21 protein-coding genes are annotated in these 25,549 nt (G+C 74.4%); 10 read left to right on the plus strand and 11 right to left on the minus strand.

Annotated features, from left to right (window positions below):
* Positions 1 to 40: 40 nt before the first annotated feature.
* From AR3_RS08945 to AR3_RS08955, 3 genes are all read right to left on the minus strand, one after another.
* Entirely contained in the window at positions 41 to 3,148 is a 3,108-nt protein-coding gene (locus AR3_RS08945) for a bifunctional [glutamine synthetase] adenylyltransferase/[glutamine synthetase]-adenylyl-L-tyrosine phosphorylase (protein WP_067911385.1), read from the minus strand.
* Between the two features lie 109 nt (positions 3,149 to 3,257).
* Entirely contained in the window at positions 3,258 to 4,619 is a 1,362-nt protein-coding gene (gene glnA / locus AR3_RS08950) for a gamma-glutamylpolyamine synthetase GlnA2 (RefSeq protein ID WP_067911388.1), read from the minus strand.
* Positions 4,620 to 4,886: 267 nt separating this feature from the next.
* On the minus strand, positions 4,887 to 5,738 hold the full coding sequence (locus AR3_RS08955; protein WP_067911391.1) for an ABC transporter substrate-binding protein: 852 nt from the start codon (positions 5,736 to 5,738) through the stop codon (positions 4,887 to 4,889).
* 215 nt (positions 5,739 to 5,953) lie between these two features.
* On the opposite strand from AR3_RS08955, the gene AR3_RS08960 reads away from it, so the two are divergent.
* The 3 genes from AR3_RS08960 (at position 5,954) to AR3_RS08970 (ending at position 10,195) form a co-directional block, all read left to right on the plus strand.
* Complete coding sequence (locus tag AR3_RS08960; protein WP_067911394.1) at positions 5,954 to 6,997, plus strand: terpene synthase family protein; 1,044 nt, start codon at positions 5,954 to 5,956, stop codon at positions 6,995 to 6,997.
* Positions 6,998 to 7,090: 93 nt separating this feature from the next.
* Positions 7,091 to 8,335 carry an MDR family MFS transporter gene (locus AR3_RS08965; RefSeq protein ID WP_217998500.1) on the plus strand — a complete coding sequence of 415 codons (1,245 nt, stop codon included), beginning with the start codon at positions 7,091 to 7,093 and terminating at the stop codon, positions 8,333 to 8,335.
* 69 nt (positions 8,336 to 8,404) lie between these two features.
* Positions 8,405 to 10,195 (plus strand): NAD+ synthase, encoded by a 1,791-nt coding sequence (locus AR3_RS08970; protein WP_067911531.1) that lies wholly within the window; start codon positions 8,405 to 8,407, stop codon positions 10,193 to 10,195.
* A gap of 52 nt (positions 10,196 to 10,247) precedes the next feature.
* On the opposite strand, the gene AR3_RS08975 is transcribed toward AR3_RS08970, so the two are convergent.
* From AR3_RS08975 to AR3_RS08985, 3 genes are all read right to left on the minus strand, one after another.
* The gene (locus AR3_RS08975) at positions 10,248 to 12,365 is read right to left on the minus strand and encodes a SpoIIE family protein phosphatase (protein WP_227023022.1); all 2,118 of its coding nucleotides are present in this window, start codon (positions 12,363 to 12,365) and stop codon (positions 10,248 to 10,250) included.
* A gap of 148 nt (positions 12,366 to 12,513) precedes the next feature.
* Complete coding sequence (locus AR3_RS08980; protein WP_227023023.1) at positions 12,514 to 13,215, minus strand: TetR/AcrR family transcriptional regulator; 702 nt, start codon at positions 13,213 to 13,215, stop codon at positions 12,514 to 12,516.
* An 82-nt stretch (positions 13,216 to 13,297) separates the two neighbouring features.
* On the minus strand, positions 13,298 to 14,866 hold the full coding sequence (locus tag AR3_RS08985; RefSeq protein WP_067911400.1) for an MFS transporter: 1,569 nt from the start codon (positions 14,864 to 14,866) through the stop codon (positions 13,298 to 13,300).
* Between the two features lie 264 nt (positions 14,867 to 15,130).
* Between AR3_RS08985 and panB the strand changes: the two genes are divergently transcribed.
* Entirely contained in the window at positions 15,131 to 15,976 is an 846-nt protein-coding gene (gene panB / locus AR3_RS08990) for a 3-methyl-2-oxobutanoate hydroxymethyltransferase (protein ID WP_067911403.1), read from the plus strand.
* Between the two features lie 108 nt (positions 15,977 to 16,084).
* Here the strand turns inward: panB and npdG are convergent, their stop codons facing one another.
* Positions 16,085 to 16,774, minus strand: coding sequence for an NADPH-dependent F420 reductase (gene npdG, locus AR3_RS08995; protein WP_067911406.1), 690 nt, complete (start codon positions 16,772 to 16,774; stop codon positions 16,085 to 16,087).
* 83 nt (positions 16,775 to 16,857) lie between these two features.
* Here npdG and AR3_RS09000 point away from each other — a divergent pair, with 83 nt between their 5' ends.
* The gene (locus tag AR3_RS09000; protein WP_067911409.1) at positions 16,858 to 17,460 is read left to right on the plus strand and encodes a hypothetical protein; all 603 of its coding nucleotides are present in this window, start codon (positions 16,858 to 16,860) and stop codon (positions 17,458 to 17,460) included.
* 21 nt (positions 17,461 to 17,481) lie between these two features.
* Here AR3_RS09000 and AR3_RS09005 read toward each other — a convergent pair whose 3' ends face one another.
* The gene (locus AR3_RS09005; RefSeq protein WP_067911413.1) at positions 17,482 to 17,664 is read right to left on the minus strand and encodes a hypothetical protein; all 183 of its coding nucleotides are present in this window, start codon (positions 17,662 to 17,664) and stop codon (positions 17,482 to 17,484) included.
* A 71-nt stretch (positions 17,665 to 17,735) separates the two neighbouring features.
* Here AR3_RS09005 and map point away from each other — a divergent pair, with 71 nt between their 5' ends.
* The 4 genes from map to AR3_RS09025 all read left to right on the plus strand — a co-directional run bounded on the left by map (position 17,736) and on the right by AR3_RS09025 (position 21,282).
* Positions 17,736 to 18,587: a type I methionyl aminopeptidase gene (gene map, locus AR3_RS09010; protein ID WP_067911416.1), complete on the plus strand. Its 852-nt coding sequence runs from the start codon at positions 17,736 to 17,738 to the stop codon at positions 18,585 to 18,587.
* 80 nt (positions 18,588 to 18,667) lie between these two features.
* Complete coding sequence (locus AR3_RS09015; RefSeq protein ID WP_067911419.1) at positions 18,668 to 19,360, plus strand: ComEA family DNA-binding protein; 693 nt, start codon at positions 18,668 to 18,670, stop codon at positions 19,358 to 19,360.
* Positions 19,361 to 19,390: 30 nt separating this feature from the next.
* Positions 19,391 to 20,419, plus strand: coding sequence for a DNA polymerase ligase N-terminal domain-containing protein (locus AR3_RS09020; protein ID WP_067911422.1), 1,029 nt, complete (start codon positions 19,391 to 19,393; stop codon positions 20,417 to 20,419).
* 146 nt (positions 20,420 to 20,565) lie between these two features.
* A complete protein-coding gene (locus tag AR3_RS09025) occupies positions 20,566 to 21,282 on the plus strand; it encodes a metal-dependent hydrolase (protein WP_174545438.1) in 717 nt (238 codons plus the stop codon).
* Positions 21,283 to 21,463: 181 nt separating this feature from the next.
* Here the strand turns inward: AR3_RS09025 and AR3_RS09030 are convergent, their stop codons facing one another.
* Positions 21,464 to 22,561, minus strand: a complete 1,098-nt coding sequence (locus AR3_RS09030; RefSeq protein WP_067911425.1) for a baeRF3 domain-containing protein — start codon at positions 22,559 to 22,561, stop codon at positions 21,464 to 21,466.
* Between the two features lie 170 nt (positions 22,562 to 22,731).
* Here AR3_RS09030 and AR3_RS09035 point away from each other — a divergent pair, with 170 nt between their 5' ends.
* On the plus strand, positions 22,732 to 23,805 hold the full coding sequence (locus tag AR3_RS09035) for a S1C family serine protease (protein ID WP_067911428.1): 1,074 nt from the start codon (positions 22,732 to 22,734) through the stop codon (positions 23,803 to 23,805).
* An 83-nt stretch (positions 23,806 to 23,888) separates the two neighbouring features.
* Here the strand turns inward: AR3_RS09035 and AR3_RS09040 are convergent, their stop codons facing one another.
* Both AR3_RS09040 and AR3_RS09045 read right to left on the minus strand, forming a co-directional pair.
* Positions 23,889 to 24,434 (minus strand): retropepsin-like aspartic protease, encoded by a 546-nt coding sequence (locus AR3_RS09040; RefSeq protein WP_067911431.1) that lies wholly within the window; start codon positions 24,432 to 24,434, stop codon positions 23,889 to 23,891.
* A 135-nt stretch (positions 24,435 to 24,569) separates the two neighbouring features.
* Entirely contained in the window at positions 24,570 to 25,508 is a 939-nt protein-coding gene (locus AR3_RS09045) for a TIGR03621 family F420-dependent LLM class oxidoreductase (protein WP_067911434.1), read from the minus strand.
* Positions 25,509 to 25,549: the final 41 nt, after the last annotated feature.

Below are 25,549 nucleotides of genomic sequence, written 5' to 3' on the forward strand. Positions count from 1 at the left end.
GGTCGGCCGGGTCCCTGACGGCGGGCCCCGCGACCCCCGGTCAGTCGGAGCCGTAGAAGACGCGCTCGACGACGGCGCGGGCGCGGCGGGTGCGGCGGCGGTAGTCCTCGAGCAGGTCGCCGGTGCCGGGGTAGCCGAGCATGCGGCTGACGGCGCTGCGCTCGCGGTGGTGGTCGGTCGGCAGCAGGTCGGAGGCGCGGCCGCGCACCAGCATGACCGCGTTGCGCAGGCGGGTGGCCAGCCGCCAGGCGTCCGCGAGCACCTCGGCGTCGGCGGGGGCGAGCAGGCCCTCGGCGGCGGCCGCCTCCAGCGTCGCCAGGGTGCGGGTGGTGCGCAGCGCGGGCACGCGGTGGGCGTGCCGGAGCTGCAGCAGCTGCGCGACCCACTCCACGTCCGACAGGCCGCCGGGGCCGAGCTTGATGTGCAGGCGCCGATCGACGCCGCGCGGCAGCCGCTCGGACTCCATCCGCGCCTTCAGCCGCCGGATCTGGCGGACGGCGGCGTCGTCGACGCCGCCCTCGGGCCAGCGCACCGGGTCGATGAGGGCGTGGAAGCGTTCGCGCAGCCCGGCGTCCCCGATGGCCGCGTCCGCGCGCAGCAGGGCCTGGCTCTCCCAGGGCTCCGACCAGCGGGCGTAGTAGGCGGCGTAGGAGGCCAGCGTGCGCACCAGCGGCCCCTGGCGGCCCTCGGGACGCAGGTCGGGGTCGATCTCCAGCGGCGGGTCGGGGGCGGGCAGCGCCAGCAGCCGGCGCATCTCCTCGGCGACGGCGTGCGCGGCGGCGTGCGCGTCGCGGTCGTCGGCGCCGGGCAGCGGGTCGTGGACGAACATCACGTCGGCGTCGCTGCCGTAGCCGAGTTCGCGCCCGCCGAACCGGCCCATGGCCACGACGGCCAGGCGGGTCGGCAGCGGCCCCCGCCGCTCGATCTCGATCTTGTTGACGGCGGCCCGCAGCGCGGCCTCGACGGTGACGGCGGCGATGTCGGACAGCGCCTCCCCGACGGTGCGCACGTCGGCCAGGCCGAGCAGGTCGGCGACGGCCACGCGGAACAGCTCGCGGCGGCGCAGCCCGCGCACGACGGCGACGGCCTCCTCGGCGGGCAGCACCGCCCCTGAGGCCGCCCCGGAGGCCGCCCCGGAGGCCGCCCCGGGGGCCGCGCCGGGGCCGGGGGCGGCGTCGGGGCCGGCGTGGCGGCGCACGGCGGCCAGCGCCTCAGTGCGCAGCGCCTCGACGGGGCGCGGCGTCAACTCGGCGTCGCCCACCAGCATCCTGACCGCTTCGGGGGCGCGCAGCAGCAGGTCGGTGGCGTACCGGCTGGAGCCCAGCACCCAGGCCATGCGTTCGGCGACGGTCACCTCGTCGCGCAGCAGCCGCAGGTACCAGGGGGTGGTGCCGAGGGCGTCGCTGACGCGGCGGAAGCCGAGCAGGCCCGCGTCCGGGTCGGGCGCGTCGGCGAACCAGCCGAGCATGACCGGCAGCAGGGTGCGCTGGATGGCGGCGCGGCGCGACACCCCGGACGTCAGCGCCTCGATGTGCCGCAGGGCGCCGGCCGGGTCGGTGTAGCCGAGCGCCTCCAGGCGGGTGCGGGCGGCCTCGGGGGTGAGCCGCGCCTCCGGTCCGGGCAGGCGGGCCACGGCGCGCAGCAGCGGCCGGTAGAACAGCTTCTCGTGCAGGCGCCGCACCTCGCGGGCGTGCCGCCGCCACAGCGCGGTGAACTCGCCGACCGGGTCCGTGCGCAGGCCGAGCGCGCGGCCGAGGCGGCGCAGGTCGGCCGGGTCCTCGGGGACGACGTGGGTGCGGCGCAGCCGGTGCAGCTGGAGCAGGTGCTCGACGCGGCGCAGGAACCGGTAGGCGGCGGCGAGCGCGGCGGCGTCGTCGCGGCCCACGTACCCGCCGTCCGAGAGCGCGGCCAGCGCCTCGAGGGTGCCGCGGCCGCGCAGCGTCTCGTCGGCGCGGCCGTGGACGAGCTGCAGCAGCTGCACGGCGAACTCCACGTCCCGCAGCCCGCCGGGGCCGAGTTTGAGCTCGCGTTCGGCGGCGCGGTCGCGGCGGGTCAGGTGGGCCTCGACGCGGCGGCGCATCGACTGCACGTCCTCGACGAACTTCTCCCCCGCCGCGGCCTTCCACACCAGCGGGGTGATCATGTCGAGGTAGCGGGCGCCGAGGTCGGCGTCCCCCGCGACGGGGCGGGCCTTCAGCAGCGCCTGGAACTCCCAGGTCTCGGCCCAGCGCTCGTAGTAGGCGCGGTGGCTGGCCAGCGACCGCACCAGCGGCCCCGCCTTGCCCTCCGGGCGCAGCGCCGCGTCCACCTCCCACAGCGCGCCCTCCGGGGTGTGCGCCGAGCAGGCCCGCATCATGGCCGAGGCCAGGCGGGCGGCGGCGCGCAGGGCCCGGTCCTCGTCCGCGCGGCCGTCCGGGGCGTCCCGCGGCTCCGCCACGAACACCACGTCGACGTCGCTGACGTAGTTGAGCTCGCGTCCGCCGCACTTGCCCATGCTGATCACGGCCAGCCGGCACAGGCCGTGCTCGGGCACCTCGGCGCGCGCCACCGCCAGCCCGGCCTCCAGCGCGGCGGCGGCCAGGTCGGCCAGCGCGGCGGCGACCTCGGCGACGTCGGCCGCGCCGGTCAGGTCGCGGCCCGCCACGGCGAGCAGCCGCCGCCGGTACGCCACGCGCAGCGCCATCAGCGTCTCGGCGGAGGCGTCGCGCGCGACCGGCTCGGCGGCGTCCGGGTCGGCGCCCACGGCGCGCAGCAGGTCGGCCCGGGCGTCGGCGGCGTCCTCGGTCGGGGCCGGTCCGCCGTCGCGCAGCGCCCGCCACTGCTCGGGGTGGCGGCCGAGGTGGTCGCCGAACGCGGCGCTGACGCCGAGCACCGCCAGCAGCCGCTCGCGCGTCCGCGGCTCGTCTTCGAGCGCCGCGCGCAGCTCCCCGTCGCCGGACGCGGCGGTCAGCAGCCGCAGCAGGCCGGTCAGGGCCAGGTCCGGGTCGGCCGTGGCGCCCAGGTCGTCCAGCAGGTCGTCGCCGATCGGCGTGCCCGCCTCCGCGGCCTCCCGCAGCAGCCGCTCGGCCCGTCCCGCGTCGTTGAATCCGAGCCTCGCCAGCCGCCCGGACAGGGAGGGGCGGCGGTCGGGTGTCCTCGGCACGCTCACGGTCTCACGTTAGTCCGCGCGGGCGCCGCGGGCCTCTCCTCGCGCGCACCCGGACGCCGCGGTTCCGGCTCCGGTCCCGGACGGCCGCGGCCCGCGGCGGCGCGACCGCTCAGAGGACCGCGAGCAGGCGGCGGCGTTCGTACTCGGTGACCTGGCGGCGGTAGTCCTCCCACTCCTGGCGCTTGTTGCGCAGGAAGAAGTCGAAGGTGTGCTCGCCGAGCACCTCGGCCATCAGCTCGCTGCGCTCCATCGCCTGGATCGCCTCGTCCAGGCTCTGCGGGAGCGGGCGGATGCCCATGGCGCGCCGCTCGGCCGGGGTGAGCGCCCACACGTCGTCCTCGGCGCCCGGCGGCAGCTCGTAGCCCTGTTCGATGCCCTTCAGCCCGGCGCCGAGGATGGCCGCGAACGCCAGGTAGGGGTTGCACGCCGAGTCCAGGGACCGGAACTCGATGCGGGTGGAGTGGCCCTTCTGCGGCTTGTACATCGGCACCCGCACCAGCGCGGAGCGGTTGTTGTGGCCCCAGCAGATGTACGGCGGGGCCTCGCCGCCCGCGCCCGCGGTGGAGCCGACGCCGCCCCACAGCCGCTTGTAGGAGTTGACCCACTGGTTGCACACCGCGGTGATCTCGGCGGAGTGCCGCAGCAGGCCCGCGATGAACGCGCGGCCCACCTTGGACAGCTGGTATTCGGCGCCCGGCTCGTAGAAGGCGTTGCGGTCGCCCTCGAACAGCGACATGTGGGTGTGCATGCCCGAGCCCGGGTGGTCGGTGAACGGCTTGGGCATGAACGAGGCGTACACCCCCTGCTCCAGCGCGACCTCCTTCATCACCAGCCGGAACGTCATGATGTTGTCGGCGGTGGTGAGCGCGTCGGCGTAGCGCAGGTCGATCTCCTGCTGGCCGGGGGCGTTCTCGTGGTGGCTGAACTCCACCGAGATGCCCATGGCCTCCAGCATCATGATCGCGTTGCGCCGGAAGTCGTGCGCGGCGCTGTGCGGGGTGTGGTCGAAGTAGCCGCCGGCGTCCACCGGCTCGGGCTCGCTGCCGTCCTCGGGCCGGGTGCGCAGCAGGAAGAACTCGATCTCGGGGTGGGTGTAGAAGGTGAAGCCGAGGTCGGCGGCCTTGGCCAGCGCCCGCTTGAGCACGTAGCGGGGGTCGGCGAAGCTCGGCGTGCCGTCCGGCATGAGGATGTCGCAGAACATGCGGGCCGCGCCCGGCGACTCGCTGCGCCAGGGCAGCACCTGGAAGGTGGACGGGTCCGGCTTGGCGATCATGTCGGACTCGTGGATCCGGGCGAAGCCCTCGATGGCCGACCCGTCGAACCCGATGCCCTCGTCGAAGGCGCCCTCGAGCTCGGCGGGGGCGACCGCGACGGACTTCAGGAACCCGAGCACGTCGGTGAACCACAGCCGGATGAAGCGGATGTCGCGCTCCTCCAGCGTGCGGAGCACGAACTCCTGCTGACGGTCCAAGGCCCCACTCCCTCACAGCTTGCCCGACTGCCCGGTCCGTGCCCGCGTCCGGCGTTGCTTTGACGGGCGTTGGCGCTGGTGCCGACAGGTCCGGGACTCTGCAGTATGCCTCGCGGCTGTTTCAACGACGTTACGGATGATTCCGCCGCACCACCCCGGGGGCAAATCGCACATATATCCCAGGTCTGCCCAATTTGCCCCACTGTGCCACATGCCCGCGCGTCCGTCCCAGCGGCGACCGCGCCGCCGCCCCCGTGACCGCCCGCGTCACCGCACGCCGTCGACCGGACGCACCCGGGCGCGGGCCGCTCCGCCGCCGGCCTTCGGCATGGGCCCGATCCATTGCTCGTAGAGCCGCCGGTAGGTGCCGTCCGCCCGGGCCTGGTCGATCGCCTCGTTGATCAGCTCGACCAGCCTGAAGTTGTGGTTGCGGCGCACCCAGAAGCCGTACTGCTCGCCGGTGCGCAGGAGCGCGGCGATCCGCAGGCCGGAGCCGGCCGGGCTTTTCAGCCAGCCCTGGACCACCGGGTAGTCCTGCACGACCGCGTCGACCCGTCCGGCGCGCAGGCCCTCCAGCAGGGCCTCGGACGTGTCGAACAGGCGGGGGTCGACGTCGTGCCGCTCGGCGTACCGCTGCCCGCTGCCGGCGGTCCGCGCGCCGAGCCTGAGGTTCCGCGCCGCGACGTCGTCCAGCGACCTGATCCGGCTGCCCTTCCGCACCACCAGCGCCTGGACGTCGTCGAGGTACGGCTTGGAGGGCGTCATGGCCTCGGCCCGCTCGGGCGTGATGGTCAGGGCGCCCATGACGACGTCGCATCGGTTGGCGTGCAGCGCCTCGCCGTCGTCCATCGTCGAGAAGGGCACGTCCACGACCCGCTGGGGGACGCCGAGCCGCCGCGCCACCAGATCGATCAGGTCCACGTCGAAGCCGACCACCGCGCCGCCCCGCCTCATCTGGAAGGGCGGGTTCGGCACGTGCGTGCACGAGGTCAGACGCCCCTTCTCGACCAGGTTCACACCCTGCACGGTGGCGCCCTCGCCGCCGCACGCCCCGGCGGCCAGCGCCAGCGCGGTCAGCACCGCGCCGAGGACCGGCCGCCGACGGGATGCTCCGGACAACGCTTCCTCCCGACCTGTTCACTTGTTCGTCGCGCACGCGGACCACCGCACTATGCCACGCGAGGGCGGCGCCGCGGGGCGGCATCGGCGGACCTCGCAGACCGGACCTACCGGACCGATGGGACCGGCGTGACGCTGGCTCATCCGCTTTTCCGGAAATTTGACGTTGCGATCATGGTCGCCAATAGCCCCTGATCAATAGCGTGTGTTCCGTCGTGGACGCATCACTCCTGCTCTCGCTGACCGACCGGGTGGCCGCGCTCGCCACCCCGTCGGCCATGCACCCGGACGCCTGGCCGCTGGGCGAACGGGTGGACGGCTGGGCGCGCGGCCGCGGGCTGATCCTCGGCGACCCGGACGGGTCGCCGCTCGGCCGCGGCCGGTTCGAACGGCTGGCCGCCCGCGTGTTCCCCACCGCCGACCTGGACCGGGTGGACCTGTTCGCGCGCTGGCTGACGTGGGCCTTCGCCCTGGACGACACGCTCGACCAGGAGCCGCTCGCCGACAGCGCCACGGCCGTGCACGAGCTGTACGAGGACCTGCTGCGGGCGATGCGGCTCGGCCACGCCCGCCCCGGCGCCCGCCCCCTGGAGACCACGCTCGTCGAGCTGTGGGACGTCACCGGCACGCGGATGGACCGCGAGTGGCGGCGCCGCTTCATGCTCCACATGGAGGCGCACCGGACCGGCTGCGCCCAGGAGGCGGTCAACCGCCGCACCGGGCGGGTGCCGACCCCGCGCGAGTACGCGGGGCTGCGCCGCCGGGCGGCCGCGCCGTTCCTGTACGACCTGATCGAACCGGTGCTGGGCGTGGTGCTGGCGGACCGGCTGACGACCTCGCCGCAGTGGGTGATCCTGTCCGAGGGCATCGCCGACGTCGTGTCCTGGTCGAACGACGTCGCCTCGTTCACGATGGAGCACGCCCGCGACGACGCGCACAACCTGGTGGCGGTGATGTGCCACGCGCAGGAGTGCGATCACCGCGACGCCGCCGACCTGGTGCTCGACCGCATCGTCGAGCGGCTGGACGAGGTGCAGGAGGCGATCCGCGCCCTGCCCGCCACGATGGACCGGCTGGAGCTGTCGCCCGACCAGCGCCAGACCGCCTCCCAGATCGCCCAGGTGCTGCTGAGCGTCCCGCGCGCGCACATGGACTGGCTCACCGAGTCGGGCCGCTACAACGCCTCCGCCGACGCGGCCGCCACCGCGTCCGGACGCCGCCCGCCCCGGATGGACACGCTCTCCCACCTGCGTCCCTGACCCGGCGCGGTGCGCGCCGGCGGCCGGAACGCGCCGGTGCGGCGGAGCCGAAAATGAGTTTCGGCGCGCCCCGGCGCCTTGGATGATCGCAGTGTGACAGCCGCGGACCAGCCGACCTCCGCCCCGCCCGCCGGCCGGGTGGCCGCGTTCCTGCGTCCGCGCCTGGGCGGCCTGCCGCGTCCGTTCTGGGCGCTGTGGACCGGGACGCTGCTCAACCGGGTCGGCACCATGGTGGAGCCCTACCTCGGCCTGTACCTGACGACGGCGCGCGACCTGTCGCTGCGGCAGGCGGGCGCGGTGCTGGCGGTGCTGGGGATCGGCACGATGGCCGGGCAGGTCGTGGGCGGCGCGCTGGCCGACCGGATCGGCCGCCGCGCCACCCTCACCCTGGCCGCCCTGGCGGCCGGGGCCGGGATGCTCGCGCTGGGCGGCCTGCGCGGCATGCCGGCGATCACGGCCGCGGCGCTGGTCACCGGGGTCGCCGTCGACATGTGGCGGCCCGCGTCCGCGGCCATGGTCGCCGACCTGGTCCCGCCCGCCGAGCGTCCGCGCGCGTTCGGGCTGCTGTTCTGGGCGACCAACCTGGGCTTTTCGGCGGCGATGGTGGCCGGCGGCGCGCTCGCCCGCGCCGGCTACCACTGGCTGTTCTGGATCGACGCCCTGACCTGCGCGATCTTCGGGCTGCTGGTGTGGCGCGCGGTGCCCGAGACGCGGCCCGAGCGGGCCGGAGGCCGGGCGTCCGGCGGGTTCGCCGCGGTGCTGCGCGACCGGGTCATGATCGCGTTCAGGCTGATCTGCCTCGTCTACACGGTCGTGCTGCTGCAGTACCTGACCACGATGCCGCTGGCGATGAAGGAGCACGGGCTCGGGCCGGAGACCTACGGCCTGGTCATCGCGGTCAACGGCGTCGTCATCGTCACGATGCAGCCGCTGGTGGGCGCGTGGCTGAGCCGCCGCGACCACAGCCTGGTGCTGGTCGCGGGGTTCCTGCTGCTGGGCGCGGGCAACGCGCTGACCGCCCTGGCCTCTCAGGCGTGGGCGTATGCCGGGGCCGTCGCGGTGGGATCGCTCGGCGAGGTCGTCGCCGCGTCGGTGCTGCAGGCCGTGGTCGCCGGCTTGGCGCCCGTTCACCTGCGCGGGCGCTACAACGCGATGTGGGGCCTCGCGTGGTCGGGCGGGTTCCTCCTGGCCCCCGTCGTCGGAACGCAGCTGCTCGAGCACGGATCGCACGTCCTGTGGCCGACGTGCGCGGCGCTGACCGTCGGCGCGGCGGCCGCCCAGCTCGCCCTCGCCCCCGCCATCCGCCGCCGGGACGCGTCGGGATGCGCCGTCGCCTGACCGTTCTTTTCGTCACATTGACGAAACTGGGGCTCGTGCGACGTTCGTCCCGCGGCTTACCCTGTGCACGTGGCACAGCTTCGGATAGCGCTCGCGCAGGTGAACCCGACCGTCGGGGACCTCGACGGCAACGCCGACCTGATCGTCGAGTGGACGCGGCGCGCCGCCGAGGCGGGCGCGCACCTGGTCGCCTTCCCCGAGATGGCGCTGACCGGCTACCCGGTCGAGGACCTGGCCCTGCGCCAGTCCTTCGTGGACGCCTCGCGGCGCATGCTGGAGCGCACCGCCCGCCGGCTCGCCGACGAGGGCCTCGGCCGCCTGCCCGTCGTCGTCGGCTACCTGGACCGCACGGACGCGCCGGTGCGCGCCGGACGGCCCGCGCCGTCGGCGCAGAACGCCGTGGCGTGGCTGCACGACGGCGGCGTGCTGATCCGGTCGGCCAAGCACCACCTGCCCAACTACGGCGTGTTCGACGAGTACCGGTACTTCGCGCGCGGGGACCGGCTGCCCGTCGTCCGGCTGCACGGGGTGGACGTCGCCACCGTCATCTGCGAGGACCTGTGGCAGGACGGCGGCCCGGTCGGCGTCGCCCGCGCCGCCCGCGCGGGCCTGCTGCTGGTCGTCAACGCCTCGCCGTACGAGCGCAGCAAGGACGACGTGCGGCTGGAGCTGTGCGCCCGGCGCGCGCGGGAGGCCGGCTGCAGCCTGGCGTACGTCAACATGGTCGGCGGCCAGGACGAGCTGGTGTTCGACGGCGACTCGGTCATCGTCGGCCCCGACGGCGCCCTGCTGGCGCGGGCGCCCCAGTTCGTCGAGCACCTCCTGGTGGCCGACCTCGACCTGCCCGGCGCCGACCCGTCCGTGCGCGAGGGCGGCCGCCCCGTGGACGCGGGCGACGGCACGGCCATCACCGTCGAGCGGCGGATCCTGTCCGAGACGCCGGTGCCCGCCTACGAGCCGGCGCCGCCGGAGCGCGCCGAGCCGCTGGACGACCTCGGCGAGGTGTACGCGGCGCTGGTGCTGGGCACCCGCGACTACGTCCGCAAGAACGGCTTCCGCTCGGTGATCCTCGGGCTGTCCGGCGGCATCGACTCGGCGCTGGTCGCCACGATCGCCGCCGACGCGATCGGCCCGGACAACGTGCACGTGGTGCTGCTGCCCAGCCGCTACTCCTCCGAGCACTCGGTCACCGACGCCGAGGAGCTGGTCAAGCGGCAGGGCCTGCACTCGCGGGTCGTGCCGATCCGCGGCATGGTCGACGCGTTCGAGGCCGAGCTGGACCTGCACGGCCTCGCCGCCGAGAACCTGCAGGCCCGCATCCGCGCCAACGTGTGGATGGGCCTGTCGAACGAGTCCGGACACTTGGTGCTGACCTGCGGCAACAAGAGCGAGCTGGCCACCGGCTACTCCACCCTGTACGGCGACTCGGCGGGCGGCTTCGCCCCGATCAAGGACGTCTTCAAGACGATGGTGTGGGAGCTGGCGCGCTGGCGCGACGGCCGGGTCGGGCAGGCGTCGCCGTTCTGGCGGGCGCTGGACGTCGAGCCGATCCCCGAGGAGATCATCCTGAAGGAGCCGTCGGCGGAGCTGCGGCCCGGCCAGCGGGACACCGACTCGCTGCCGCCCTACGACGTGCTCGACCCGCTGCTGGTCGACTACGTGGAGAACGACCTCGGCCGCGACGCCCTGGTCGCCGCCGGCCACGACCCCGCGCTGGTGGAGCGGGTGATCCGGCTGGTCGACGTGGCCGAGTACAAGCGGCGCCAGTACCCGCCCGGCCCGAAGATCACCCCGAAGAACTTCGGCCGGGACCGCCGCCTGCCCGTCACCAACCGCTGGCGCGAACCCTCCGGCCGGTAGGCCTGCGGGCCGCGGCACGGGCCGGGCGGGGCCGCCGCGCGGCGGGCCGCCCCTACTCGCGGTGGTGGTTCTCGCCGGGCCAGGTGTCGACGGTCTCGTACGGGTCCGGGTCGACGCCGGGGACGATCTGCTCGCACCACACGACCTTGCCGGCGGCGGTGCGGCGCGATCCCCAGCGGTGCGCGAGCTGGCTGACGACCAGCAGGCCGCGGCCGTTCTCGTCGTCGTCGGCGGCGTGCCGCAGCCGGGGCAGCGCGGCGGAGCGGTCCATGACCTCCAGCACCAGGGTGCGCTCCAGCAGCAGCCGCAGCTCGATCGGGCCGCTGCGCGCGTACCGCAGCGCATTCGTGATCAGCTCGGAGGCCAGCAGCTCGGTGGTGTAGGACAGCTCGTCCAGGTCCCAGATCGCCAGCCTGCTGCGCACCAGGCCGCGGGCGCGGCGCACGGCGGCCGGGTCGGACGGCAGGGTCCAGGACGCGAACCGCTCGGGCGGCAGCCGCCGCAGCCGGGCGATGAGGACGGCGATGTCGTCGCGGTGGTGGTCGGCGTACACCCCCGCCAGCGTCGCCTTGGCCAGGTCCTCCATGGGGCGCTCGGCGGTGCCGGGCCCGAACACGCCGCGCAGCCGGGCCAGGCCGTCGTCGATGTCGGTGCCGCGGTTCTCCACCAGGCCGTCGGTGTAGATGACGAAGACGCTGCCGTCCTCGACGGTGAACTCGCGGCTCTCGATGGTCGCGCCGCCCGCCACGCCGAGCGGCGGGGCCGGCGGGACCTTCAGGTACTCGCTGCTGCCGTCGGGGCGGGCCAGCAGGGGCGGCAGGTGCCCGGCCGAGGCGACCTCGATGGTGCCGGTGGTGGCGTCGTACACCGCGTACACGCAGGTGGCGAAGTGCGGCTCCTGCTCGCCGAGCTCGATCATCAGCTCGTGCATGACGTGCAGCGCGTCGGCGGGCGGCAGCTCCAGGTTGGCCAGCGTGTGCAGGGCGGTGCGCAGCCGCCCCATGGTGACCGCGGCGCGCACGCCGTGCCCGGCCACGTCCCCGACGATCAGCGCGACCCGGGCGCCGGGCAGCGCGATCGACTCGTACCAGTCGCCGCCGACCTCGACCAGCTTGCTGCCGGGCAGGTAGCGGTGCCGCACCTCGACCGACGAGGGCGCCGACAGCCGGTTGGGCAGCAGGGAGCGCTGCAGCGCCAGCGCCGTGGCGCGCTCGCGGCTGTACCGGCGCGCGTTGTCGATGACGATGGCGGCGCGGGAGGCGAACTCCATGCCGATCTCGACGTCGTAGGCGTCGAAGCGGCGGAACCCGGGGACGCGGGTGCACGCGATGAACCCGAGCATGGTGTCCTTGGCCACCAGCGGGAGCAGCACCATCGACACGCCGGTCAGCAGGTCGCCCACCGGGCCGCGGCGCCAGCGGCGCGCGATGTCTTTGGCGGTCTGGGCGTCCACCAGCGGCAGGTGCACCGGCTGCATGGTCTGCAGGACCTGCCGGTACGGCGTGCCCTCCGGGTACACCAGGACCTCGCCGACCGGGAAGGTGGCCGTCCACTTGGGGTTGTCGTCGTCGGAGGTGACCGCGATGCGGCGCAGCACGGCCGCGCCGGTCTCCTCGTGCACCTCGTCGGCGGCGACCAGGCTCTCCAGCACCAGCACCGACGCGGTGGTGCAGAAGTGCGGGACGATCACGTCGACCAGCCCGCGGGCGGCCTGGTCCAGGTCGAGGGACGCGCCGAAGCGGGCCAGCGGGTCGTCCATGAGCGCGCGGCGCATCAGCGCCGGGTCCTGGTAGCGCTCGCTGGGCGGCAGCGCCACCCGCACGAACAGCAGCCCGGCGGGGGCGTCCGGGGAGTCGCCGCCGACCAGCGGCTGGGCGGTCACCACCGCCTCGGTGGTGGTGCCGTCGGCGCGGCGCAGCGTCAGCGCGCCGCTGCGCTCCTGCCCCGCGGCCAGCCCCTCCAGCAGGACTTCCAGATCCGCCTTGGCCTCGTCGACCACCAGCTCGGCCGCCGAACACCCGATGACCTCGGCCGGAGCGCGGCCGAGGACGGACGCGGCGTTCGGCCCGCACTGGACGACGCGCCGCCCGGCGTCCACTCCGAGGACCAGGGTGCGCGACGCCGTATCGGCGGCCGTCGCATCGCCTTGCGGCGCCATCACGGATCTCACCAGACGCGCTCCAGACAGCCGTCCTACCACTCCCCAGCGCCAGTATGGAGCATCGGACCGGACGGAGGGGAGAAGATCACGCTTACCGCGCCGAAAACGGACGCGCGCGTCGCGACGGCGCGTTCGCGCCCACCTGCGCCCGGACACGTCAGGACGTGTCGGCGGCGATGCCGCGCAGCAGCATGTCCACCACCGTCTCGGGGAAGTCGTCGGGCAGCGTCTGCGCGGGGAACTTGCCGGTCAGCGCCCCCGTCAGCATGGTGACGGCGGTCTCGACGTCCAGGTCGGGGCGCAGCTCGCCGGTGGCCACGCCGCGCCGCAGCACGTCCCTGATCACCTGGCGGCGCGGCTCGATGACGTCCTGCCGGTAGCGGGCGTACAGCCGGGGGTGCTTCTCGGCGGCGCCGACCACGTTCCACAGGCACCGGACGCCCTTGCGGCTGTTCTGCGCGCGCATCGCGCGGGCCACCGCCAGCAGGTCCTCGCGGACCGAGGCGCCGGACGGCTCGGGCAGCGGGCCCTTGATCGTGGCCAGCGCGTGCACGATCAGCGCCTCCTTGTTGGGCCAGCGCCGGTAGATCGTGGTCTTGCCGACGCCGGCGCGGGCGGCGACCGCCTCGATGGAGACGCCCGCGACGCCGCACTCCTCGGCGAGCAGGTCCAGGGTGGCGTCGATGATCGCCTTTTCGGCCCGCTCGCTGCGGGGGCGTCCGGGCGCGCGGGCGCAGCGTCCGGACGCGTCGTCCTTGCCGCGCGCGGCGGGGACCGCCGTCCGGTCGCGCGCGGTCCGGTCGCCCGGCCCGGGGCCGGGGTCGGGCTCAGCGGGGGCGGGGTGCTGCATGTCGGTCATCGCCGGCCACGTTCCTCGTTCCTGCCTCGTTCCTGGCCGCTCATTCCTGGCTGCTCATACCTGGCTGCTCATACCTGGCTGCTCATACCTGGGCGGTCTCGCGCCGTTCGGGCGTCTCGGCGGACGCCGCGTCGGCGGCCTTGCGGGCGCGTCCGGGCATCCAGCGCAGCACCAGCATCGACGCCATGAAGGCGACGACGGCCGCCGCGATCGCCGCGGCGTGCATGCCGTGCATGAACGCCGCGTTCGCCGGGCCGATCAGGTCGTGTCCGGCGGGGCCGAGCCGGTCCGCGACCGCGTGGGCGCCCTCGATGGACTGCGCCGCGGTCTCCCGGGCGCCCGCCGGCAGAGCGGCCAGCCGGTCCCCCAGGTCGCCGCGGTAGACCGAGGCGACCACCGAGCCGAGGACGGCCACGCCGAGCGCGACGGCGACCTGCCGGGCGGTGTTGTTGATGGCCGATCCGGCGCCCGCCTTCTCCCGGGGCAGCGCCGACATGACCGACTCGGTGGCGGGCGGCATGACGTTGGCCATGCCCGAGCCCTGCAGGAAGAACACCGTCCCGATGACCCACAGCGGGCTGTGCTCGTCCACGAACTGGTAGCCCGCCAGCGCGGCGGTCACCAGCAGCAGGCCGGTGGTGCACACCGCCTTGGCGCCGAAGCGGCGCACCATGGCGGCGCTGCGCGGCGCGAACGCCAGCTGCGCGACGGCGAACGGCAGCACCATCATCCCGGCCTGCATCGGGGTCAGGCCGCGCACCGACTGCAGGTAGAAGTTGGCGAAGAAGAACACGCCGGTGGCGGCGAAGAAGCACAGGGCGATGGAGGCCACCGCCGCCGACAGCCGCGGGTCGCGGAACAGCCGCACGTCGAAGGCGGGGTGGTCGGTGCGGGCCTCGTGCCAGGCGAACAGCGCCAGCACGGCCGCTCCGCCGGCGATCGGCAGCAGCACCCGGGCCTGGATCCAGTCGCCGGTGTCGCCGCCGCGGATGATGCCGTACGCCAGGGCGACCAGGCCGACGATGGACAGCAGCACGCCGACCGGGTCGAACCGGCCCGGCTCCGGGTTGCGGGACTCGGGCACCAGCAGCGCGATCAGCGCGATCCCGGCGACGATGACCGGGACGTTGACGAAGAACACCGAGCCCCACCAGAAGTGGGCCAGCAGCAGCCCGCCGGTGACGGGGCCGATGGCCACGGCCATGCCGACCGCGCCCGCCCAGATGCTGATGGCGCGGGCCCGCTCCTGGGGCTCGAAGACGTTGGTGATGATGGACAGCGTCTGCGGCATGATCGCGGCGCCGCCCAGGCCCATCAGGGCGCGGGCCCAGATCAGCTGGTCGGGGGTGCCGGCCTGGGACGACAGCAGCGAGGCGACGCCGAAGACCGCCAGGCCGGCCAGCAGGACGCGCTTGCGGCCGATCCGGTCGCCGAGCACGCCGAAGGTGAACAGCAGGCCGGCGAACACCAGCGTGTAGGAGTTGATCGCCCACTCCAGCTGGCTCTGCGTGGCGCCGAGGCCCTGCTCGGGGTCGGCGATGGTCTTCAGCGCCACGTTGAGGATGGTGTTGTCGAGCACCACCACCAGCAGGCAGACGGTGAGCACGGCGAGGATGTACCAGCGCCGGCGGTGTATCGATTGCGGATCCAACTCTCTCCTCTGCGCGGGGATCACGGTGACGCGGGAATGCGTCGGCGATGCGCAGGCGTTACGTACGCGTTTGTCCCTTTTGACGGTACGCTCGGCCCACAAGGATACGCAACCGTAGCGTTTCGTAATTTCTTCCCGCGCCGCGCCCTCCGGCGGACGTGGCGGCCGCCACGGCGTTCCGGGGGTACCCGAATCGTCCCTGCGGTGGAATCATCGGATTCGTCCGGGTACGCCACCGCGGCGCCTCGAGACTGGAGGTACATCGTGTCTTCGTCTTCCGCTGCCCAGCCCACCGCTCTCTACGGAGGCAAGGGGGACCGCCGGGTCACCGTCCGCGACATCGCCGCCGCCAAGCTGCGGCACGAGAAATGGCCCATGCTCACCGCCTACGACGCCCTCACCGCCCGCGTCTTCGACGAGGCCGGCATCCCGGTGCTGCTCGTCGGCGACTCGGCGGCCATGGTGGTGTACGGGTACGATTCCACGATCCCGGTGACCGTGGACGATCTCGTCCCGCTGGCCGCCGCCGTCGTCCGCGGCACCAAGCGCGCGATGGTGGTCGCCGACCTGCCGTTCGGCTCCTACCAGGCCGGCGTGTCGCAGGCCCTCGACTCCGCCGCCCGCTTCATGAAGGAAAGCGGCGTCCAGGCCGTCAAGGTGGAGGGCGGCCGCCGCATCCTGCCGCAGGTGGAGGCCCTGGTCGCCGCCGGGATCCCGGTGATGGGGCACCTCGGCCTGACCCCGCAGTCGGTCAACGTCCTCGGCGGCTACCGGGTGCAGGGCCGCGGCCAGGCCGGCGAGGAGCTGCTGGCCGACGCCAAGGCGCTGGAGGCGGCCGGCGCGTTCTCTGTGGTGCTCGAGTGCGTCCCCGAGGACCTGGCCGCGCGCGTCACCGACTCGCTGTCCATCCCGACCATCGGCATCGGCGCGGGCGACCACACCGACGCGCAGGTGCTGGTCTGGCAGGACATGGCCGGGCTGACGCCGCGCACCGCCAAGTTCGTCAAGAAGTACGCCGACCTGCAGACGGTGCTCGGCGACGCCGCCCGCGCCTACGCCGAGGAGGTCGTCGGCGGCCGGTTCCCCGCCCCCGAGCACGCCTACCGCTGAACCGTCCTCTCCTCACGGGCTCGTCACGGGCGCCGGTCGCCGGCGCCGCGGCGGGGCGATCCGCGCCGAGCGGGTCGCCCCGTCCGCGTGCGCGCGGGCCGCGCGGTCTCAGACGTCGGTGACGCGCAGACCCGCGTGGGCCTTGTAGCGGCGGTTGATGGAGATCAGGTTGGCGGTGAACGCCTCGACCTGGTGGGCGTTGCGCAGCCGCCCGCCGTACACGCCGCGCATGCCGGGGATGCGCCCCGCGAGGGCCTGGACGAGGTCGGTGGCCTCGCGGTCGTCCCCGAGCACCAGCACGTCCAGCTCCATCGCGTCGACGGCGGGGTCCAGCAGCAGCTTGGCGGACACGTGGTGGAACGCCGCCACCACCCGGCTGCCGGGCAGCACGGCGGCGGCCTGCTCGGCGGCGCTGCCCTCCTCGACCGGCAGCGGGTAGGCGCCGCGCTTGTCGAAGCCCAGCGGGTTGACGCAGTCGACGACGATCTTGCCGTCCAGCTCGGCGCGCACCGACTCCAGCGTGGCCTTGTGCCCCTCCCACGGCACCGCGACGATCACCACGTCGGCCTCGGCGGCGGCGACCGCGTTCTCCGCCCCCCGCACCGGCAGGTCCTCGCCCAGGTCCGCGGCGGCCTCCCGGGCCCGCTCCGCCTTCCGCGACCCGATGATCACCTGGTGCCCGGCCAGCGCGAACCGCCGCGCCAGCCCCTTGCCCTGGTCGCCGGTGCCGCCCAGGATGCCGATCGTCAGGCCGGTCACGTCGGGCAGGTCGTGCGGAGTCCTCTGCTGCTCAGTCATGGGGCCGAGTCTGCCAAACCGGTTCCGCGCCCGTTCCTCCGGCATCGGCGAACCCCCCGAGTCGCGCGCGGTCTTGCGGCACCATGGTCGATGTGGACGCCGAGCGGGTGATGATGCTGCGGGAGATTCTGTCGGCCACCGGGTGGCTGGAGCGCACCGGCGAGCTCGGCCGGGCGCTCCGGGTGAGCGCCCGCACGCCGGGCGGGCTGCTGCTGGTGGGGACCCCCGGCGACGACCCCTGGCATCTGGCCGCGCACCTCGACGACGAGAGCAGGCTGAGCCGGCTGCCCGCCCTGTCCCCCACGCTGGTGCGCTGGTCGCCGCCGAAGGACGCTCCCCCGCACCTGCGGGTGGGCCTGGAGCGGCTGGAGGCGGCCCGGCGCGGCGAGACGCTCTTCGTCGTCGCCGAGGAGGCCGCGCCGGACCCGCTGCTGGAACGGGTGAACGACGCCCGCCGCACCGGCGCGACGATCCTCGCGCTGGAGACCGGCGACCGGGAGCTGCGCGGCCTGGCGCACGAGGCCCTGACCGTCCCGCCCGACGACGCGCTGCTGACGTTCGACGGCGCCCAGCACCTGGTCAGCGCGGCCGCCGGGGAGGAGCCGCCGCGGCGGCGGTCCGGGCTCGGGCTGCGCCGCCGCCTGGCCCGCCTGCTCGACACGGTCAGCGGCCCCACCGTGGACTAGGCCCTCCCCGCCCGAGCGGATCTAGAAGTCCTCGTCCTCGTCCTGCTCGCGCCACGCCTCGTTGCGCTCGCGGGCCAGCTGGAGCGCGTTGCCCGCCGCCGCCTCCGAGCCGTAAGGCCCCATGCGGTCCTTGTTCGCGCAGCCCGGGCCGTGCTCCACCCGCAGGTGCTTGAGGCAGAACCACCAGTCGCCGTCGTCGCTCATCGCGTCCCTCCGCTCTGCGCGCGCCGCGCGCCTTGGATCGTGCCCGGATCCGGCTGACTACACTCCCAGACATGACGACCCAACTGCTCCGGCCCGGCCGTATCTCGCCCATGCGCAAGGTCCCCGCGCACATCCCGCGCCCGGAGTACGTGGGAAAAAAGCGCCCGAAGACCGGTGAACCCGACGTCAAGACTCCCGAGATCATCGAGAAGATGCGGATCGCCGGGCGCATCGCGGCGCAGGCGCTGGAGGAGGTCGGCCGGCACGTCCGCCCCGGGATCACCACCGACGAGCTGGACCGCATCGGGCACGAGTTCCTGCTCGACCACGGCGCCTACCCGTCGACGCTGGGCTACCGCGGGTTCCCCAAGTCGCTGTGCACCTCGATCAACGAGGTGATCTGCCACGGCATCCCCGACGACACGGTGCTGCGCGACGGCGACATCATCAACATCGACATCACCGCCTACATCCACGGCGTGCACGGCGACACCGACGCCACCTTCCTGTGCGGCGACGTCGACGAGGAGTCGCGGCTGCTGGTTGAGCGCACCCGCGAGGCCATGATGCGCGGCATCAAGGCGGTCGCGCCGGGCCGGGCCATCAACGTGATCGGCCGGGTCATCGAGTCGTACGCCAAGCGGTTCGGGTACGGGGTGGTGCGCGACTTCACCGGGCACGGCATCGGCACGACCTTCCACTCCGGGCTGGTGATCCCGCACTACGACGACCCCGCCGCCACCACGGTGATGCAGCCGGGCATGACGTTCACCATCGAGCCCATGCTCACGCTCGGCACCCACGACTACGACATCTGGAAGGACGGCTGGACGGTCGTCACCAAGGACCGCAAGCGCACCGCCCAGTTCGAGCACACGATCCTGGTGACCGAAGACGGCCACGAGATCCTGACCCTTCCCTGACCATTCCCGGGCCCGCCCCGAGGGTAAGAAAAGGGACCTAAGGCCACATAAGCCGCCAACCGGCTCGGGAGTGCAGCTCGATGAACGCCTCAGCGCCGTATCCGCCGCCACGGGTCCCGTCCGACAGCATGCCGCCCGGCCGGGCGGCGCTGAGCGTGACGTGGGCGGCGCTGCCGTTCCTGAGCCTGGGCTACCTGACGCCGTTCGCCTTCGCGGGGGCGGCGCTGTGGCGGCGCAACGCCCACCTGGTCGTCGCCGCCCTGGTGTACACGGCCGTCTTCGTGGCGCAGGTGGTCCTGCTCTCCCGCGCGGACGGCGAGGGCGGCCCCAGCGGGCTCGTGGGCGTGCTGACCTTCGTGCAGGCGGTGGTGGGCTGCGGGCACGCGTTCCTGGTGCGCCGCCGCGTCTTCGACCCCCACGGGCTGTCCGGCGTCGACAACGAGGCCGCCATCGAGCGGGTGCGGCGGCAGCGGGCGCTGCGGCAGAAGGCCCGCGAGCTGGCCGCGGGCGACCCGGGTCTGGCGCGCGAGCTGCGCATCGGCCGCCCCGACCTGCCGCGCGAGTACAACGACGGCGGCCTGATCGACGTCAACCACGCCCCGGCGGAGGTGCTGACGCAGCTTCCCGGCATCACCCCGGAGCTGGCCGCGCGCATCGTCAAGGTGCGGGACGAGACCGGCGGGTTCATGTCCGCCGAGGAGCTGTCGGCGCTGGTGGGGCTGCCGCCGGCGCTGACCGCGGACATGGCCGACTACGCCGTCTTCATCCGGTGAGGCCGCCCGCGACGGGGTAGGCCGTACCTCGTGGCGGCACGCAAGAAGGACGGGGCGCGGCCCGGGGGCGCCGACCCGCTGGCCGAGTACCGGAGCAAGCGCGATCATCGGCGGACCCCGGAGCCGGTTCCGGCCGACGGGCCGCTCCCCCGCGGCGACGACGACACCTTCGTCGTCCAGGAGCACCACGCGCGGAGCCTGCACTGGGACCTGCGCCTGGAGCGCGGCGGCGTGCTCGTGTCGTGGGCGGTGCCCAAGGGCATCCCGACCGCCCCGGACGCCGACCGCCTGGCCGTGCGCACCGAGGACCATCCGCTGGACTACGCCGCCTTCCACGGGGAGATCCCCAGGGGCGAGTACGGCGCCGGGACGATGACGATCTGGGACCGCGGCGTGTACGAGACCGAGAAGTGGTCCGACCGCGAGGTCAAGGTGGTGCTGCACGGTTCGCGGGTGTCCGGCCGGTACGCGCTGTTCCGCACGCGGGGCGAGAACTGGATGATCCACCGGATGGACCCGCCCGCCGACCCGGACGCCGAGCCGCTGCCGGAGGCGCCGCGGCCGATGCCCGCCGCCGAGCGGGCCCGGCTGCCGCGCGACCAGGACGCCTACGGCTTCGAGTTCGACTGGGGCGGACGGCGCCTGCTCGCCTCCATCGAGGGCGGCCGCACCCGCTTCACCGACGCGCGGGGCCGCGCGGTCGCCGGCCCGGCGGGCCTGGGCGGGCCGCTCGGCCGGGCGGTGGGCGCGCGCCCCGTCCTGCTGGACGGCGAACTGGCGCGGGTGGACGGCCGCGAGACGTACCTGATCTTCGACGTGCTCCATTTGGACGGCCGTCCGCTGCTGGACCTGCCCTACGAGCGGCGCCGCCGCGCGCTCGACGGCCTGCGCCTCACCGGCCCGCGCTGGCAGACCGCCCCGTGGTTCCCCGGCGACGGCGACGCGGTGCTCGCCGCCGCCCGCGAGCAGGGGCTGCCCGGCGTGCTGGCCAAGCGTCTGGACTCCCCGTACCGGCCGGGCGAGGACAACGACGCCTGGCGCCGCATCCCCGTCCGGTAGCCGCCGGAACCCGCCGCTCCGCGAACGCATCCAAACGGGCGGAAGCGGTCTGGCGCGTCGTCGGCGCGTCACCGCGGCGGGTGCGCGGCGGCGGGCTAAAGTCCCGCCCTGGCGACGAAACGGGTCGAAGGGCGGTAGAGCACGACATGATGGGGCAGACGCACGCCCTCTCCGGTGCGCTGGTGTGGCTGGGGGCGGTGCCCCTGCTCAGCCAGGACCGGCTGCTCGGCGAACACGCGATCTCCCTGTCGCCCGCGCAGCTGCTGGCGGGCGCGGTGGTGTGCGCGGGCGCGGCGCTGCTGCCCGACGTCGACCACCACAACGGCCGCATCGCCAACACCTTCGGCCCCGTCACCAAGAACCTGTGCAAGGGGATCGGCGCGCTGGCGGGCGGGCACCGGCAGGCCACCCACTCGATCCTGTTCGCCGTGCTGATGGGCCTGGCGATGGACTGGCTGGCCACGCATTTCGTCTACGGCTGGTGGGCGGCGCTGTTCGTCATCGTCGGGTTCGGGCTGCGCGGCATCGGCCTCGACTTCGAGGGCAAGGAGCCGCAGTCGGCGCTCGCCGACTGCGCGGTCGCGGCCCTGGCCGTCTACCTCATGCACGACCTGGACATGAGCTTCGTCGGCTTCGCGGTGGCGCTGGGCTGCCTGGCGCACGTGGCGGGCGACTGCCTGACGCCGCGGGGCTGCCCGGTGTTCTGGCCGATGACGTGGCGGGTGGAGATCCCGCTGATCCCGCGCACCGACGGCAAGGTGGAGCGGTGGGTGGTCATGCCCCTGCTGACGCTCGGCGTGGCGATCCTGACGATGCGGTCGGTCCTCGGCGAGATCGCCGCCCGCTGGCTCACCACGGGCTGACGCTCCTTACTCCATCAGGTCACTTCCGGCAGGTCACTCCAGCAGGTCACTCCAGCAGGTCGCCGAACTCCGCGCAGTGGCGGACCTTCCAGTGGTCGCCGGGCGCGAACGGGTGGCGCCCCTATCCGGGGCGGGCCCGGACGGTCGGCTGGGTGGCCTGGCGTGCGCCGGGTTGTCGGCCCTAGAAGCGGGTGACCAGGGCGATGCGGTCGTGGTCGACGAGGAAGCCGTCCGAGACGAACGTGACCTCTCCCCCGTACTCCAGGGTCGTCTCGATGATGTTGTCGACCACGTCGTCCACCACGTCGGCGCCGCGCAGCACGCCGGGCGGGCCGTCGAACGACACGAGCTCGTCGCCGCTGCGCACCGCCGGGGCGTAGTAGCCGCGCTCGACGATCAGGTGCTCGCCGCGCCCCTCCTCGACCAGGCGCATCACCTCGTCGAGGCCGGCGGCGTAGCGGTGCAGGCGGCGCGCGGCCTCCAGCTCGGCCAGCACGGCCACCTCGCGCAGATCCTCGTAGGCGTCCAGCACCGGGCGCGCCAGGCGGGCCAGGGCGCTCGGCGGCGTGCCGTCGTGGCTCCCGTCGATGCGGCCCGCCACCGTGATCCGCGACCCGGCCAGCTGGTCGAACAGCGCCTGCAGCCGGGTCACGCCCGCGACCACCACCGGGCGCCGGTCGCGGGCCAGCACGGCCTCCAGCCGGGCCACGACCTCGCGCAGGAGCTGCCTCTGGCGGTGGCGCTCGTCGCCGTGGGGCACGCCGCGCGGCGCCTGGCGCTTGGCGCCCCCCTCGTCGACCGGCGCGGGTTTCACGGGGAAGCCGTGGCGCACCATCTCCGTCAGCTCGCCGCCGCGCCCGTCCCACAGCCGCGTCTCCTGGTCCGACAGCGCCAGCAGCCAGTAGCGCGTCGTGCGGGAGCAGGCGGCGATCAGGTCGCGGGTGGCGAACGTGGTGTCGACGACCACCCGCTGGTCCACCGGCTGGTCCACGGCGTAGACGTGGTGCTCGCCGCCGGGCGCGGCGAACAGCGCCAGGCCCTCGGCGTGCGCCGGGCCGGCGTCGGCGGCGGCCCGCTCCAGGCCGCGCATCACGTCGTCGGCGACGTCCGGCCCGACCCGCGGGTCGGAGTGCAGCCGCCGGCGGGCCTCGGCGAGCAGGTTGCGCAGGCGGATGGAGTCCTGGCGGCTGTTGGGCGTGCGGCGCTCGGTCGGCAGCAGCACCGACACGGCCGGGTAGGCGCGCGGTTTGCGCAGTTCGGAGAGTGTGGCGGCGTCCATGATCCCCCGATCTCATGTCCGTCGACGCTAGGTCCCTCATTTGTAACGAAAGCTGGGCAAAAAGTGCGCAATGGTTCGGTGCGGGGATCGTCACCGGTTCGGGGGCGGCGGCGCTCCGGGCGCGCGGCGGTGCGGGGGTCGAGCAGGTCCGCGCGGGGACAATCGCGGGCATGAGGTTCCTCCACACAGGTGCCCGGGCGGGCGCCGCCGTGCTGGCAGGCGTCCTGCTGGCGGGCGGATGCTCAGGCGGCGACGGCTCCCCGGCCCCGGCGGGGCGCGCGGGCGACGCGACGGCCGTGGCGGTCGCGCCCGCGGCGGCGACGCTCGAGCAGCAGTTCGAGCGGGTCGTCGCCAAGGTCCTGCCGTCGGTGGTGCAGATCCGCACCGATCGCAGCGAGGGATCCGGCGTCGTCTACGACCGCCGCGGCCACATCGTCACCAACGCCCACGTCGTCGCCGGCGCGCGGCGGATCGAGGTGATCGCCGCCAGCGGCGGCAAGCCGCTGCCCGCCACGCCGGTGGGCGCCTTCGTCCCCGACGACCTGGCGGTGGTGCGGGTCGACGGCGCCGGGCTGCGCCCCGCCGCGTTCGGCGACTCGAGCAGGCTGCGCACCGGGCAGATCGTGCTGGCCATGGGCAACCCGCTGGGCCTGTCCGGGAGCGTCACCAACGGGATCGTCTCCGCGCTCGGCCGCACCGTGACGACCAAGCGCGAGGGCGCCTTCCCCGGCGCGACGATCGGCAACGCCATCCAGACCAGCGCGCCGATCAACCCCGGCAACAGCGGGGGCGCGCTGGTCACGCTGAACGGCGAGGTGATCGGCATTCCCACCGCCGCCGCGTCCGACCCGCGGATCGGCGGCACGGCCGTCGGCATCGGCTTCGCCACCCCGAGCAGCACGGTCCGGTCGATCGTCCCGCAGCTCATCGCGGACGGCCGGGTGAGCCGGTCCGGGCGGGCGGCGCTGGGCGTCACGATCCGCACCGTCCTCGACCCCGAAAGTCTCGAGCAGACGGCCGTGGGCGTGGTCGAGGTCACTCCCGGCGGCCCGGCCGACAAGGCGGGCATCCGGCCCGGCGACCTGATCCTCGCCGTGAACGGGACGGCCACGCCCGGCCAGACCGCGCTGGCCGAGGTGCTGGCGCGGCTGCGTCCGGGCGACACGGCCGAGGTACGGCTCCAGACCGCGGACGGCGCCGCCCGCACCGTGAAGGTCACCCTGGGCGAGCTGCCCGGCGGCTGACCTTCCGCGCGTCCGCGTCGACGGCGGCGGGGCCGCCCGTGCCGGCCGCGGGCGGCCCCGCGCGCGGGACCGCCCGATGCCCGTCACGCCCCGTGCAGCACCAGGCGCTGGCGGGAGTAGTCGACGGTCACTTTGCCGAAGCGGCGCAGTTCGTCCGAGCCGAGCAGGCCGGACACGCGGTCGTCGCCGACGTCGGTCACCACCAGCGTCCGGCTCCGCAGCGGCCGTCCGCCGACCCGCCACTCGCGCAGCCGCACCATCGGCGCCACCGTGGTGCCGCCCACGCCGCGCACATTGGCGCTCTGCCCCGTCTCGGGCAGGCCGAGGCGGTCCGCCAGGCGCCGGTCCACCGAGGAGGAGGACGCGCCCGTGTCGAGGATGAACTCGTAGGGGCCGTACCCGTTCACGCTCACCGGGACGAGCACGATCGTCGCGCCGTCCCGGTTGATGATCCGCAGCGGGACGGTGACGGCGTCCGCCGCCGCGGCGCGGTGGGCGGGGGTGACCACCGAGGCGTGCGTGGACCGGGCCGCCGGAACGATCTCGGCGTTGTCGACGCAGGCCGACCCCGCCAGCGCGGCCGCCACGGCCGCCGGCGCGAGCACCCGCGCGATCCGATTCCAGGACATCCGCGCCCCCCATGCCCGACATACGGGTGATCACGGACCTTCCCGGATAGCGGCCGAACTAACTCCTCGCCTGGTCCGCGCGGACCGGGCGCGAATGTCGGAGGCGGGAGTTCTGTACGCCGCGCGGACGCGGCCTCATTTGAGGCGCTCGATCACCGGGGCGAGGGCGTCGACGTACGGAGCGTGCACGACGACGTAGGTGAAGCCGTAGCGCTCCCGCCGCTCCCGCAGCTGCTCGGCCATCTGCTCCACGGTGCCGAACAGCACGAACGGGCAGTCGAGCACCTGCTCGACGGTGAAGTGGGGCAGCAGCCCGGCGGCGAGCCGTTCGGCGGCGGCGCGCCGGTCCGACGTGATCTCCACGTACTGCAGCAGGACGTTCAGCTCCAGCTCGGCGAAGCGGTCGCCGGCCCGCTCCCGCACGTACCGCACCCGGTCGTCGGCCTGCTCGGCGTCGCCCAGCAGGAACGTGCCGGGCGGCTTGCCCGGCGCCTGGTACACCCCGGCGAGGCCGACGATGTCGGCGTGCCGGACGGCCTGGTCGAGGACGCGGTCGCCGGTGCCGCCGATCAGCAGCGGCGGGCCCGAACCGCCGAAACCGGACTTCTGCACCGGCGCCAGGGGCGTCAGGCCGTGGGCGGCGTCGCGTTCGGCCCGTTCCGGATAGCCCGGCTCGGCGAACAGCCGGCCCAGCTCCTCCACCAGGGCCGCCATCCGGTCCACCCGCGCGCCGAACGGCTCCCAGGGGATGCCCGCCCGGTCGAACTCCCACTTCATGTGCCCGGCGCCGAGGCCGAGTTCGACGCGTCCGCCGGTGAGCCGGTCGGCCGTGGCGACCTCCCGCGCCAGCAGGTGGGCGTTCCAGAACGCCTCGTTGAGCACCAGCGCGCCCACGCGCAGCCGCTCGGTGGCCTCGGCGGCGGCGACCATGGTGGGGAACGGCGCCGGGCCGCCGAGATGGTCGGGCACCAGGGCGACGTCGTACCCGCGGGACTCGGCCTCACGGCACCGCCGGACGAACGAGTCCCGGTCCTTCAGGTCGAAGAAGTTGAACCCGAATCGGAAGTCGCGCATGCCGATCAGCCCACCACACCACTGCACAAAATGTACAGAAC

Source organism: Actinomadura rubrobrunea NBRC 15275 (assembly GCF_001552235.1).
Taxonomy (GTDB): domain Bacteria; phylum Actinomycetota; class Actinomycetes; order Streptosporangiales; family Streptosporangiaceae; genus Spirillospora; species Spirillospora viridilutea.